This window comes from Actinomadura viridis (assembly GCF_015751755.1).
Lineage (GTDB): Bacteria > Actinomycetota > Actinomycetes > Streptosporangiales > Streptosporangiaceae > Spirillospora > Spirillospora viridis.
On record NZ_JADOUA010000001.1, the window covers coordinates 2,114,839 to 2,127,806 of the forward strand.

A 12,968-nucleotide genomic window follows, 5' to 3' on the forward strand; every position below is an offset into this window, starting at 1 on the left:
GCCTCTCGACGGCCGCGTTCGACCTGCGAGGACCGCTGTCATGCACACCCTGATCCAGGAGATCGAGAAGGCCGCGATGCGTGCCGACGTCCCGGACTTCCGTCCGGGCGACACGCTCAAGGTGCACGTCCGTGTCACCGAAGGCAACCGGAGCCGGATCCAGATCTTCCAGGGCGTGGTGATCCGCCGCCAGGGCGGCGGCGCCCGCGAGACCTTCACCGTCCGCAAGGTCAGCTACAGCGTCGGCGTGGAGCGGACCTTCCCGCTCAACAGCCCGTCGATCGAGAAGATCGAGGTCGTCACCCGCGGTGACGTGCGCCGCGCCAAGCTCTACTACCTGCGCAACCTGCGCGGCAAGGCCGCCCGCATCAAGGAGAAGCGCGACTTCTGAGTCTCGCCCGCGTCAACGCCCCGGGAACCCAGCGCGGTCGCCGGGGCGTTGCCCGTTTCAGACCGGCGACACGGCCGCGTAAACGGCCCCAGGGCGCTCGCGCCGATAGGCTCTTGGTCTGATGGAAGACGAGGACGATCGGAGAATCGTGCGATCCGAAGCCGAGGGCGCGGTGCCCGAAGAAGAGCAGGCCGTGACCTCCGAGCAGGATCACTCCGACGGCGGCAAAGGCAAGAAGCAGGGGTCGTTCTGGAAGGAACTGCCGATCCTCATCGGCGTGGCCCTGGTGCTCGCCCTGGTCATCAAGGCGTTCGCCGTGCAGGCGTTCTACATCCCCTCGGGGTCGATGGAGAACACCCTGCAGATCGGCGACCGCGTGCTGGTCAACAAGATCGTCTACCACACCCGTGACATCGAGCGCGGTGACATCGTCGTCTTCAACGGCCTCGACTCCTGGGACCCCGAGACCAACGTCCAGGAGCCGAGCAACCCCGTCGGCAAGGTGCTGCGCGCCATCGGCGGCGCCTTCGGCGTCGCGCCCAACGAGAAGGACTACATCAAGCGGGTCATCGGCGTCCCCGGCGACCAGGTGAAGTGCTGCGACGCCAAGGGCCGTGTCACCGTCAACGGCGTGCCGCTCAACGAGAACTCCTACCTGTTCACCGACCCCGCCACCCGCGAGCGCAACAAGCCTTCCAACGACCCCTTCGAGGTCACCGTCCAGCCCGGTCAGCTCTGGGTGATGGGCGACCACAGGGAGCTGTCCTACGACTCGCGTTCGCACCGTGGCGACCCCGGCGGCGGCACGATCCCGGTCAGCCGCGTGATCGGACGGGCCTTCGTCATCGTCTGGCCCCTGAACCGCATCGACACGCTGCCCATCCCCAAGACCTACGAGCAGCCCGCCCTGCACGCGGCGTCGGCCGTCGTCCCGGCGACCCCGATCGCCCTCGGCCTGGCCGGCGCGGTCCCCATCACCTACCTGTACCGCCGCCGCCTGCGCCGCCGCCGCTGACCCGGGGGCGCCCGGGCGAGCAGGCGGACGGGTGTGCGGGGTGTCACTCTGGCCCCGTTCCGGGGGGCGGGATGGGACGTGGGCTGGCGGTTCTTCCGGGGGGCGGTGACGGGACCCGGGTGAACCCCGGGTTCGGGGGGTCTTGACGCCCTTTGGCGACGTACGCTGCGGAGCATGAAGGGTCGTCCACTCCGCTACACACCCCGGCGGGACGCGGGATTGCACGCTTACGAGCGGGTCCTGGAGCACGCCGGGTTCGCCCCCGTCGCCGGCGTGGACGAGGCGGGGCGGGGGGCCTGCGCGGGGCCGCTGGTGGTGGGGGCCGTGATCCTTGCGAGCGGGAGGCGCGGCAGGATCGCCGGGCTGACCGACTCCAAGCTGCTCACCCCGGCGCGGCGGGAGGAGCTGTACGCGGAGATCGTCGAGCGGGCGGTGGACTGGAGCGCCATCGTCGTCCCGTGCCACGACATCGACCGGATCGGCGTGCACCGCTGCAACGTCACCGGGATGCGGCGGGCGCTGGCCGCGCTCGACCGGCGGCCCGCCTACGTGCTCAGCGACGGGTTCCCGGTGCCGGGGATCGGAGTGCCCGGCCTGGCCATGATCAAGGGTGACCAGGTGGCCGCCTGCGTGGCCGCCGCGTCCATCGTGGCCAAGGTGACCCGGGACCGGATCATGGTAGAGCTGCACGGGCGCTACCCGGCCTACGGGTTCGACGTGCACAAGGGCTATGTGACGCGGGACCACTCGCTGGCGCTGGACGAGCATGGTCCGTGTCCTGAGCATCGGTTCTCCTTCGTCAATGTGGGGAGGGCTTTGCGTAAGAATGGAGAGGTGGCCTTGGGGGGAGAGGCCGGGGACGAGCTGCTGGGCGAGGTCTCCGGCGACGGCCGGACGGAAGGGGCACGAGCGTGAGCGCCGAGGATCTCGAGAAGTACGAGACCGAGATGGAGCTGCAGCTCTACCGCGAGTACCGGGACGTCCTCGGGCTGTTCACCTACGTGGTCGAGACCGAGCGCAGGTTCTACCTCACCAACTCGGTCGACCTGCGGGTGCGCGACACCGAGAACGGCGAGGTCTTCTTCGAGGTGACCATGCAGGACGCCTGGGTGTGGGACATGTACCGGCCGGCGCGCTTCGTCAAGAACGTCCGGGTGGTCACGTTCAAGGACGTCAACGTCGAGGAACTCGCCAAGAGCGACTTCGAGCTGCCCTCCGATCAGTAGTCCCGTGATCTGGCCGCCCTGGTGAGGCGCCATCCGTTCGCGGCCCGCTCGATGAAGCCCCCCGCCGACAGCAGCCCGAGCTTGCCGTTCACCGTGGCCAGGTCCATGCCCGCCTTGGCGGCGAGCTGCGCGGGACCGGCCGAACCGCGCGCGGGCAAGGACTCCAGGACCGCACGGGTGGCGGGATCGAGACGATCGCGCGGGAGCACCGGGGACGACGGCTGCGGAGCCAGGTCGGCGCCGATGCGGCCCACCACCTCGATCACGTCGGCGGAGCCGGTGACCAGGATGGCGTCCGGGTCCTCGCGCAGCAGGCGGAGGCAGCCCACCGACGACCGCGAGTCCACCTGACCCGGCACCACCATCAGCGAACGGCCCAGCCTGCGGGCCCAGGAGGCGGTGTTGAGCGCCCCGCTCCGGCGCTCGGCCTCGACGATCACGGTGCCCCTGGACAGGGCCGCGATGACCCGGTTCCGTACGAGGAAGCGGAGCCGCTGGGGCGGGGTGCCCGGGGGCGACTCGCTGATCAGCAGGGCTCGCCGGGCCATCTCGGCGAACAGCCCGTCGTTGGCCGCCGGGTAGGGGACGTCCACCCCGTTGGCGAACACCGCGACGGTGGGGCCGTCGGCGGCCAGGGCGCCCCGGTGCGCGGCGGCGTCGACGCCCAGGGCGCCTCCCGAGATCACCGTCCAGTCGCGTTCGGCCAGCTCGGCGCCCAGCTCCGCCGCCACGCGCAGCCCGTACGCGGAGGCGCCACGGGAGCCCACCACCGCCACCGAGCGCAGGCAGCCGTAGCGCAGATCGCCGGGGCCGCGCAGCCACAGCGCGTACGGGCGAGCGGCGCCCAGGTCGTCGAGCGTGGTGGGCCATTCGGGGTCGCCGGGGCACACCAGGCGGACGTCCATCTCCTTGCAGACGGCCAGGTCCTCCTCGGGGGCGCTCGCCCCCAGCCGGATGCGCCACTGCTCCAGGCGCCGGACCTCGCCCTCACCGGCCTCCAGCCCGCCGGGGAGGCGGCCGGTACGGACCGCCGCCAGGGCGGCGGACGCGCCGGCGTGGTCGATGATCCGGTTGAGGAAGGCGTCGCCGGGCTCGGCGGCCGCGCAGAGGGCCGCGCGGGCCTCGCGTTCGCCGGTGCCGGTCATGGTCTCCTCCCGGTCCACAGGGCCAGGGCACCGCCGATGTCGTCCTCGGCGGGCTGGTCACGGCCCGCCAGATCGGCGATGGTCCAGGCGACCCGCAGGACGCGGTCGAGGCCGCGGGCGCTGAGCGAGCCGTTCTGCAGGGCTTCGTCGGCGGCCCGCATCGCCTCGGGCGGGGGAGTGAACCTGCGGCGGAGCTCCGGGCCGGGGATCTCGGAGTTGGACCGCCAGGGAGTGTCGGCCAGCCGTTCGAGGGTGCGTTCGCGGGCCAGCAGCACCCGCTCGGCGACCACCTTGCTGGCCTCGGCGAACTCCAGGTCGTAGCGGAGCTCGGCGCGGCTCGCGGGGGCGAGTTCGAGCTTGAGGTCGATGCGGTCGAGCAGGGGCCCGGAGATCCGGCTGAGGTACTTGCGCCGGACGCCGGGGGCGCAGGAGCAGTCGATCTGTTTCGCCGCGGCGCAGGGGCAGGGGTTGGCGGCCAGCACGAGCGTGAACCTGGCCGGGAAGGTGGTGGTGCCCTCGGCCCGGGAGATCCTGACCCGGCCCTCTTCGAGGGGCTGGCGCAGCGCGTCCAGGACGCCGCTGAAGAACTCCGGCGCCTCGTCCAGGAAGAGGATGCCGCGGTGGGCCAGGGACACCGCCCCGGGGGTGAGCAGCCGGCCGGAGCCTCCGCCGACCATCGACGGCCGGCTCGCGGTGTGATGCGGGGCGAAGAAGGGCGGGCGCGAGACCAGCGGCTGCCCGGCCGGCAGCGTGCCGGCCACCGAGTGGATCGCCGTGACCTCCAGCGCGGCGTCCGGCTCCAGCGGGGGCAGGAGCGTGGGCAGCCGCTCGGCCAGCATGGTCTTCCCGCAGCCGGGAGGGCCGGAGAAGAAGAGGTGGTGCCCGCCGGCCGCGCTGATCTCGAGGGCGCGGCGGGCCTCGGCCTGCCCGCGGACATCGGCCAGATCGAGCGTGCCGCGACGGCCCTGGTCGCGGATGACCAGCCCCTCGGCCGCCGTGCGGGCCGGCGGCGGGTCGTCCTCGGGCTCCTCGATCGGCGGCGGCTCGTCCCGCAGCAGGCACAGCAGTCCCCGCAGCGTGCCGGCACCGATCACCTCCATGCCCGGGACCAGCTCCGCCTCCGGGCCGTTGGCCCGGGGCACGACGACCGTGCGGCAGCCCGCGTTGGCGGCGGCGAGAACGGCCGGCAGGACCCCCGGGATGGAGCGGACCCGGCCGTCCAGGCCCAGCTCCCCGATCACCACCAGGCCACCGCACGATGACGGCGGCACGGCCTCGGCCGCGGCCATCAGGGCGACGGCGATGGCCAGGTCGAACGTGGAGCCGCGCTTGGGGAGGCTCGCGGGTAGGAGCGAGATGGTGACGTGGCGGTTGGGCCAGTCCTCCCCGGAGTTGTAGATCGCGGCCCGTACCCTGTCGCGGGCCTCGCTGAGCGCGGTGTCGGGCAGGCCGACCAGGTGCAGGCCCGGCACACCGCTGGTGATCGCCGCCTCCACGTCCACGACGAAGCCCTCGACGCCCACCAGGGACACCGAGCGCGTCTTGGCGAGCGCCATTCAGCACACCTCCCGGAGATGCTCGACGGTGAACCCGTCCCGGTCGGTCACCAGCCCGATGACGTCCACCCCGATCTCGGCGCCGGGAACGCCGTGCGCGCTGGCCCAGCGCCAGGCCAGCCGCCGTAACCGGGCCGCCTTGCGCGGAGTGATCGCCTCCAGGGGATCTCCGTAGTCGGTGGAACTGCGGGTCTTCACCTCGCACGCCACGTGCCGCAGCCCGTCGTGGGCGACGATGTCGAGCTCGCCGTCGCGGCAGCGCCAGTTGCGCTCCAGGACCGTCCAGCCGAGCCGGACCAGGTAGGCGGCGGCGGCGTCCTCGCCGCGCGACCCGAGGCTCGCGTTGGGGTTCATCGGCCTCACCTCCGGCCTACGACGGTCCCGGGGCGCCGCGGAGGCCACCACTAGAACCCGATTCTGGGGATAACTTCGCCGGGCGGTGCCCGCGAACGCATGCGGGTCCATGCGAGGCGAGCGGTCCGGAGCCGGCGGGGCGGCGCCGGGACCGGCGGGGCGTCGAATCCGGCGTGTCGGGCAGGCGCCGCCGGGGCGATGGGCGGGACGGTGGATACTCGCGGGGAACCGGCACCGGGCGACCGAGGGGCAGTGAGTGGAGGATTCCGAGCCTGCGGGGCTGATGGACGCGGTGACGGAGTTCGGGCGGCATCTGCGCGGCGAGCGGGACGTGTCGCCGCACACCCTGCGCGCCTACCAGGGCGACCTGCGCGACCTCTGCGGCTACGCCGCCCGGGTCGGCGTGACGACCCCGGACGGGCTCGACGTCGGCCTGCTGCGGGCCTGGCTCGCGCACCAGCACGCGAGCGGCCGTTCCCGCGCGACCCTGGCCCGCCGCACCGCGGCGGTGCGTGCCTTCACGGCGCACCTGTACCGGCGCGGGATCCTTCCCCGGGACCCGGGGCCGCTGCTGGGCACGCCGAAGCGGCACCGGGACCTGCCGGTGGTCCTGGCCCAGGACGAGGCCGCGCGCCTGCTCGACCGGATGGACGCCACCGGGCCGGTGGGCCTCCGCGACCGGGCGGTGCTCGAAGTCCTCTACGGGACGGGGGTACGGGTCGGCGAGCTGTGCGGCCTGGACATCGACGACGTCGACATGGGGCGGGGCACCGTCCGGGTCATGGGCAAGGGCGGCAGGGAGCGCACGGTGCCCGTGGGCGGACCCGCGGCCGAGGCCGTCCGGGACTGGCTGCGCGCCGGCCGCCCGGAACTGGCGACCGGACGCAGCGGACCGGCGCTCTTCCTCGGCGCGCGCGGCGGGCGGCTGCATCCCACCAGCGCGCGCAGGATCGTTCACGCCCGCATCGCCGAGGTCGGGGAGGTGCCCGACCTCGGCCCGCACGGGCTGAGGCACAGCGCGGCCACGCACCTGCTGGAGGGCGGTGCCGATCTGCGGAGCGTGCAGGAGATCCTCGGGCACGCGTCCCTGCAGTCCACGCAGATCTACACGCACGTGTCGCCCGAACGCCTCCGGCAGGTGCACCGCCAGGCCCATCCCCGCGGGACGGAATGACGCCCGCCGCCCCGCCCCTTCCGGCGTGGCCGCTAGCGGGCTCGGCGCAGGCGGCGTTCGCGGGCGAGGTCGACGACGCCCGGAGGTGGAGGGGGAGGCCGCCGCGTGCGGCCATGGCGCAGGAGGGAGGTCACCGTGAACGCGAACAGCATCCCGGCGAGGGCTCCGCTCCCGGCCGTGGCGGCGTCGCGCAGGCCCATCCGCGGAGTCTCCTCAGGGGCGGGCGCCTGGGCGCCGCCGGACGGCGTGAGGGGACTGCGGGAAGGTGCGGGACTGCTGGGGGACGGTGTGGGGGAAGGGCTGCGCCAGTGGGGGAGCAGGCGCGTCCGGTATCGGACGAGACTGAGCGGGTCGAGGTACTTGTCACCCCGGAGTAAGCCCCAGTGGAGGCAGGCGGCCGAGCAGTGGGAGGAGGGCTCCACCGTGCCGATACGAGTGCCGGCCCGCACGGCGTGCCCCTTCCGGACGCTGGGGCGTACGGGGAGGTAGGTCGTCCGGAGCGGGCCGTGAGTGATCGCGACGATCCCCCGCCCGGCCAGGCGGCCGGCGTAGGAGACGCGGCCCGCCCCGGCGGCGTACACCGGCCGGCCGGGCCGGGTCGCGAGATCGACGCCCCGGTGGCCCGGGCCCCAGGGCTGCGAGGGCGGGAGGAACGCCCGGACGACCTGGGGCGCGGGCGGCCCTAACGGCCATCGCCAGACCTCGGGCCGTACCGGCGGCCCGGCCCCGAGCGCGCAGGTGAGAATCAACGTCAGCAGCGTCATGGCGGCAGTCTGCCGTGGGCGCCGAGTCCGGCCCGGACGCTTCGCGAACTGTGGATAACCGCCGGATCCGACGTTTCCCGGCGACCTCGGGGCCCTGATAACCTAGGGGCCGTGCCCGAATGGACACCGGTCAAGGCTTGGCCGTCGCTCGACCGGCCATCTGCGCCGGGTGAGCGAGAAGCCGCTCCCTTACCGAGCGGACAGGCCACAGGCCCGGGGAATCCCGGGCCGGAGGTCGCGTCCGCGACCGAATTCATGCGTCCGCCGGCCACCTGCTTCGCACGGTGGGGCGCAACCCCTCGGTCCGTCATCCCGATGACGGCGGGGTTGTGTCCGGACGCAGAGAGACAACCAAACGTGGCCCGACCGCGGGCCGGAGAAGGAGAGTACGGGACATGGCACCCGTCGTCACGATGCGGCAGCTGCTCGAGAGCGGCGTTCACTTCGGCCACCAGACCCGCCGGTGGAACCCGAAGATGAAGCGCTTCATCTTCACCGAGCGCAACGGCATCTACATCATCGACCTGCAGCAGTCGCTGTCCTACATCGACCGGGCCTTCGAGTTCGTCAAGGCCACGGTCGCGCACGGCGGCACGATCCTGTTCGTCGGCACCAAGAAGCAGGCCCAGGAGGCCATCTCCGAGCAGGCCACCCGGGTCGGCATGCCCTACGTCAACCAGCGCTGGCTGGGCGGCATGCTCACCAACTTCTCCACGGTGCACAAGCGCCTCACCCGGCTCAAGGAGCTGGAGGAGATCAACTACGACGACGTCGCCGGCTCCGGCATGACGAAGAAGGAGCTCCTGGGGCTGCGCCGCGAGAAGGACAAGCTGGAGCGCACCCTCGGCGGTATCCGCGACATGGCCAAGGTTCCCAGCGCCATCTGGATCGTGGACACCAAGAAGGAGCACATCGCCGTCAACGAGGCCAAGAAGCTCGGCATCCCGGTCGTCGCGATCCTCGACACCAACTGCGACCCCGACGAGGTCGACTACCCGATCCCGGGCAACGACGACGCGATCCGCAGCGTCAGCCTGCTGACCCGGGTGGTCGCCGACGCGGTCGCCGACGGCCTCATCGCCCGTGCCGGCGCGGCCACCGGCGCGGACGCCAAGCCCGCCGAGGGCGCGACCACCGCCGCCGAGGAGCCGCTGCCCGAGTGGGAGCGCGAGCTGCTGGAGAACAAGGAGCAGGGCGCCGCCGAGACCGCCGAGCCCGCCAAGGCCGCTGAGACCGCCGAGGCCCAGCCCGCCGAGGCCGAGCCCGCCGAGGCTCAGGCCGCCGAGGCCCAGCCGGCCGAGGCGGAGGCCCCTGAGGCCCCCGAGGCCCCTGAGGCCGCCGAGGCCGCCGAGGTCAAGGGCGACCAGGCCGAGCTCGGCAGCGCCGGCCAGGCCTGACGACGCGGATCCCCGGGGGCGCGAAGCCCCCGGGGCCTTCGCGCGCCGGCCGCTCCGCAGAGCCCGTCCGGGCCGGGTCGCACGGCCCGCCCCTTCCACTCCACCAGACTTCCCACCATCACAGAGACGAAGAGAGCGATGGCGAACTTCACCGCCGCTGACGTCAAGCGGCTCCGCGAGCTGACCGGTTCCGGCATGATGGCCTGCAAGAACGCCCTCACCGAGGCCGAGGGCGACTTCGACAAGGCCGTCGAACTCCTGCGCCTCAAGGGCGCCAAGGACGTGGGCAAGCGCGCCGAGCGCACCGCCGCCAACGGCCTGGTGGCCGAGTACTTCGCCGGCAAGGGCGACGGCGCGCTCCTCGAGCTCAACTGCGAGACCGACTTCGTCGCCAAGAACGAGCAGTTCATCGCGCTGGCCGACCGCCTGGTCAAGTTCGCGGCCTCCAGCGGCGCCGCGGACGCGACCGCCCTGCAGGCCGCCGAGATCGAGCCGGGCAAGACCGTCCAGGCCCTGATCGAGGAGAACAGCGCCAAGATCGGCGAGAAGCTGGAGCTGCGCCGCTTCGCCCACTTCACCGGCGAGTACGTGGCCAGCTACCTGCACAAGTCCGACCCGTCCCTGCCGCCGACCACCGGCGTGCTGGTCGAGCTGGACACCGAGAACGCCGAGGTCGCCAAGGACATCGCGCAGCAGATCGCGGCGATGGCGCCCAAGTACCTCACCCGCGACGACATCCCGGCCGAGGCGATCGAGAAGGAGCGGGCGCTGGCCGAGCAGCTCACCCGCGACGAGGGCAAGCCCGAGCAGGCCATCCCGAAGATCGTCGAGGGCCGGGTCAACGCCTACTTCCGCGACTTCGTGCTGCTGGAGCAGCAGTTCGTCAAGGACAACAAGAAGACGATCGCCAAGGTGCTCGAGGGCGCCGGCGTCAAGGTCGAGCGCTTCGCCCGCTTCAAGGTCGGCCAGGCCTGAGGCACCGGACGGCCGCGGCCCGTTCCCCGGCGAGTGCGAGTGCCGCCCGTTCGCGATCTCCGGCCCCGTTCCTCGGAACGGGGCCTTTCGCCGGGCACGGGCGCTCATCGGGCACGGGCGTCCGCCGGCGGCAGCGGGCGGACGAGGCCGGACCCCGACCGGTCGCGCGGCGGCCGGTTTCGTCCGGGCGTGATGATTCCCGGGTCGGGGACCCGCACCAGGGCATAGGGTTGAAGTACCCGGCACGAGGCATGCCGTGGCCGGGCCGGACATGAGCGGCGGAACCGGCCGCGAGGGCCGGGCCCGCCACCGCGGACGAGGCCGCGCCGCCGGGGACGCCCAGCCGACAGGGCTCCTGGCGACAGGGCCCGACGATTCCACCAACGTCGTAACGAGGAGGCCGCCGACGTGCCGGAGCCAACGACCAGTGACAACGCGGCGGCCCCGTCGTCGATGCGGCACGCACCCCGCACGGGGTGGAAACGAGTGCTGCTGAAACTGTCCGGCGAGGCGTTCGCCGGCCGCGACCCGCTGGGCATCGACCCGGAGGTCGTGCAGCACGTGGCCGAGGCGGTCGCCGAGGCGGTCCGGTACGGGGTCCAGGTCGCGGTGGTCTGCGGCGGCGGCAACATGTTCCGCGGCGCGACCCTGGCCGAGCGGGGCATGGACCGGGGCCGCGGCGACTACATGGGCATGATCGGCACCGTGATCAACTGCCTGGCGCTGCAGGACTTCCTGGAGAAGCTGGGCCTCGACACCCGGGTGCAGACCGCGATCACCATGAGCCAGGTGGCCGAGCCCTACATCCCCAGGCGCGCCATCCGGCACCTGGAGAAGGGCCGCGTGGTCATCTTCGGCGCGGGGCTCGGGCAGCCGTTCTTCTCCACCGACACCACCGCGGCGCAGCGCGCCCTGGAGATCGGTGCCGAGGCGGTGCTGAAGGCCACCCAGGTGGACGGTGTGTACGACGCCGATCCGCGTAAGAATCCGGACGCGGTGAAGTTCGACCGTTTGGATTACGGTGAGGTTCTACAGAGAGGACTGAAGGTCATGGACGCCACGGCCATCAGCCTCTGCATGGACAACGCGCTGCCCATCGTGGTCTTCGACCTGATGGGCCAGGGCAACATCGTCCGGGCCGTCCGGGGTGAGAAGATCGGCACGCTGGTCAGTCCGGCGGACAGCTGATCCGCTCCACCCGCGGTACGGACCGGCAGGGACAAGGGCCGACCTGATGACATGGGAGTCGAAGTGATCGACGAGACCCTCCTCGAGGCCGAGGAGAAGATGGAGAAGGCGGTCGCGGTCGCCAAGGAGGACTTCCAGGCCATCCGCACCGGCCGGGTCACCCCCGCCATGTTCAACAAGATCACCGCGGAGTACTACGGGACTCCGACGCCGGTCAACCAGCTGGCGTCGTTCACGCTGCCCGAGCCGCGGATGGTCATCGTGCAGGTCTTCGACAAGTCGTCGATGCAGGCGGTGGAGAAGGCCATCCGCGACAGCGACCTCGGCGTGAACCCGACCAACGACGGCAACGTCATCCGGGTCGTCTTCCCGGAGCTGTCGGAGGAGCGCCGCCGCGAGTTCATCAAGGTCGCCGGCGGCAAGGCGGAGGACGGCAAGATCTCCATCCGCAACGTCCGGCGGCGGGCCAAGGAGACGCTCGACAAGCTGGCCAAGGACGGCGAGGCCGGTGAGGACGAGGTCCGCCGTGCCGAGAAGGAGCTCGACGACATGACGCACCGTTATGTCGCCCAGATCGACGAGCTCCTCGAGCACAAGAAGGCCGAACTGCTCGAGGTTTGATGAGACTCGACCGTACCGGGGGGCCCGCGGGCTCCCCGGGTGAGCCGGAGGCTCCCGGCCCCGCCCCCACCGGGGCCGCCGAGCCCGGCCTGCCCCCCATGCCAGCCGTAGGTTCCGACGGCCCCCCGCCGAGGATGGTGGAGACCATGGCCGGGCCCGGCGTACCGGCTTCCGGGTCCGAGGGCGATTCCTCGTCCCCCGAAGTCCCCTCCCGGCCCGACGACGCCTCCGTCCCGGAGAGCCCCGGGACGGAGCCGGGCACCGGGACGGAGCCGGGAACCGGGCCCGAAGTCGAAGCCGAAACCGGGGCCGGCGCCACGGCCGCGGTGCCGCGCAGGAAGCGGGGCGGCCGCAACCTGCCGATCGCGGTGGGCGTGGGCGTGGCGCTCGGCGCGCTGGTCCTGCTCTCGCTTTACTACGTCAAGGAAATCTTCCTCGGCGTCATGGTCGTCTTCCTGGTCCTCGGCCTGCGCGAGCTGTCGGGGGCGTTCGGGACCCGCGACATCCGGGTTCCGCTGCTCCCGCTCACGCTCGGCATGGTCGCGACCCCGGCCGTCGCCTACGTCTGGGGGCCCAAGGCCCTGGTGGCCGCGCTGTCGCTGACCATCCTCACAGTGCTGGTGTGGCGGATGGCCGACGGTCCCGCCGCCGGGTACGTACGGGACGTCACGGCCGCCGTGTTCGCCGTCGGCTACCTGATCCTCATCGGCGGCATCGTGGCGTTGCTGATGGCGCCCGCGGACGGCGACCACCGCATCGTGATCTTCATTTCGGTCACCGTCGCCAGCGACATCGGCGGGTTCTTCGCGGGGACGTTCTTCGGCCGGCACAAGCTGGCGCCCGCGATCAGCCCCAAGAAGACCTGGGAGGGCGTGACCGGTTCGGCGGTCGCGTGCATGCTGGTCGGCGCGTGGCTCCTGTGGTGGCTGCTGGACGACGGCGCGGTGTGGCACGGGATCGTGATCGGTGCCGCCGCCGTGGTCACCGCCACCGTCGGCGACCTCATCGAGTCGATGCTCAAGCGCGACCTCGGCATCAAGGACATGGGCACCCTGCTCCCCGAACACGGCGGGGTCATGGACCGGCTCGACTCGCTGCTGGCCACCGCGCCGGTGGTGTGGCTGCTGCTGGAGCTGTTCGTCCCCCCGGCCTGACGGGCCTT

14 protein-coding genes are annotated in these 12,968 nt (G+C 72.3%); 10 read left to right on the forward strand and 4 right to left on the reverse strand.

Annotation, left to right across the window (positions count from 1 at the left end; translation table 11 throughout):
• Window positions 1-40: 40 nt before the first annotated feature.
• From rplS to IW256_RS09420, 4 genes are all read left to right on the forward strand, one after another.
• Window positions 41-391 (forward strand): 50S ribosomal protein L19, encoded by a 351-nt coding sequence (gene rplS / locus IW256_RS09405; RefSeq protein WP_197010584.1) that lies wholly within the window; start codon window positions 41-43, stop codon window positions 389-391.
• A gap of 148 nt (window positions 392-539) precedes the next feature.
• Window positions 540-1,406, forward strand: coding sequence for a signal peptidase I (lepB, locus tag IW256_RS09410; protein WP_307828814.1), 867 nt, complete (start codon window positions 540-542; stop codon window positions 1,404-1,406).
• Window positions 1,407-1,580: 174 nt separating this feature from the next.
• Window positions 1,581-2,321, forward strand: coding sequence for a ribonuclease HII (locus tag IW256_RS09415; RefSeq protein WP_197010586.1), 741 nt, complete (start codon window positions 1,581-1,583; stop codon window positions 2,319-2,321).
• Window positions 2,318-2,632 carry a DUF2469 domain-containing protein gene (locus IW256_RS09420; RefSeq protein WP_197010587.1) on the forward strand — a complete coding sequence of 105 codons (315 nt, stop codon included), beginning with the start codon at window positions 2,318-2,320 and terminating at the stop codon, window positions 2,630-2,632. Before IW256_RS09415 ends, IW256_RS09420 begins: the two co-directional genes overlap by 4 nt.
• Here IW256_RS09420 and dprA read toward each other — a convergent pair.
• The 3 genes from dprA to IW256_RS09435 are packed head-to-tail and all read right to left on the reverse strand — an operon-like array spanning window position 2,626 to window position 5,687.
• The gene (gene dprA, locus IW256_RS09425) at window positions 2,626-3,777 is read right to left on the reverse strand and encodes a DNA-processing protein DprA (protein WP_197010588.1); all 1,152 of its coding nucleotides are present in this window, start codon (window positions 3,775-3,777) and stop codon (window positions 2,626-2,628) included. The genes IW256_RS09420 and dprA overlap by 7 nt on opposite strands.
• Window positions 3,774-5,333 carry a YifB family Mg chelatase-like AAA ATPase gene (locus tag IW256_RS09430; RefSeq protein ID WP_197010589.1) on the reverse strand — a complete coding sequence of 520 codons (1,560 nt, stop codon included), beginning with the start codon at window positions 5,331-5,333 and terminating at the stop codon, window positions 3,774-3,776. Before IW256_RS09430 ends, dprA begins: the two co-directional genes overlap by 4 nt.
• Window positions 5,334-5,687 (reverse strand): YraN family protein, encoded by a 354-nt coding sequence (locus tag IW256_RS09435; protein WP_197010590.1) that lies wholly within the window; start codon window positions 5,685-5,687, stop codon window positions 5,334-5,336.
• Window positions 5,688-5,943: 256 nt separating this feature from the next.
• Here IW256_RS09435 and IW256_RS09440 point away from each other — a divergent pair, with 256 nt between their 5' ends.
• Window positions 5,944-6,861: a tyrosine recombinase XerC gene (locus IW256_RS09440; protein ID WP_420535397.1), complete on the forward strand. Its 918-nt coding sequence runs from the start codon at window positions 5,944-5,946 to the stop codon at window positions 6,859-6,861.
• A gap of 32 nt (window positions 6,862-6,893) precedes the next feature.
• Here IW256_RS09440 and IW256_RS09445 read toward each other — a convergent pair whose 3' ends face one another.
• Window positions 6,894-7,625 carry a murein hydrolase activator EnvC family protein gene (locus tag IW256_RS09445; RefSeq protein ID WP_197010591.1) on the reverse strand — a complete coding sequence of 244 codons (732 nt, stop codon included), beginning with the start codon at window positions 7,623-7,625 and terminating at the stop codon, window positions 6,894-6,896.
• 395 nt (window positions 7,626-8,020) lie between these two features.
• Here IW256_RS09445 and rpsB point away from each other — a divergent pair, with 395 nt between their 5' ends.
• The 5 genes from rpsB to IW256_RS09470 all read left to right on the forward strand — a co-directional run bounded on the left by rpsB (window position 8,021) and on the right by IW256_RS09470 (window position 12,960).
• Window positions 8,021-9,022: a 30S ribosomal protein S2 gene (rpsB, locus tag IW256_RS09450; RefSeq protein ID WP_197010592.1), complete on the forward strand. Its 1,002-nt coding sequence runs from the start codon at window positions 8,021-8,023 to the stop codon at window positions 9,020-9,022.
• 138 nt (window positions 9,023-9,160) lie between these two features.
• On the forward strand, window positions 9,161-9,997 hold the full coding sequence (gene tsf, locus IW256_RS09455) for a translation elongation factor Ts (protein WP_197010593.1): 837 nt from the start codon (window positions 9,161-9,163) through the stop codon (window positions 9,995-9,997).
• Between the two features lie 453 nt (window positions 9,998-10,450).
• Window positions 10,451-11,185 (forward strand): UMP kinase, encoded by a 735-nt coding sequence (gene pyrH / locus IW256_RS09460; RefSeq protein ID WP_197016203.1) that lies wholly within the window; start codon window positions 10,451-10,453, stop codon window positions 11,183-11,185.
• Window positions 11,186-11,248: 63 nt separating this feature from the next.
• Window positions 11,249-11,806: a ribosome recycling factor gene (frr, locus tag IW256_RS09465; RefSeq protein ID WP_197016204.1), complete on the forward strand. Its 558-nt coding sequence runs from the start codon at window positions 11,249-11,251 to the stop codon at window positions 11,804-11,806.
• 146 nt (window positions 11,807-11,952) lie between these two features.
• On the forward strand, window positions 11,953-12,960 hold the full coding sequence (locus tag IW256_RS09470; RefSeq protein WP_197010594.1) for a phosphatidate cytidylyltransferase: 1,008 nt from the start codon (window positions 11,953-11,955) through the stop codon (window positions 12,958-12,960).
• Window positions 12,961-12,968 lie beyond the last annotated feature (8 nt).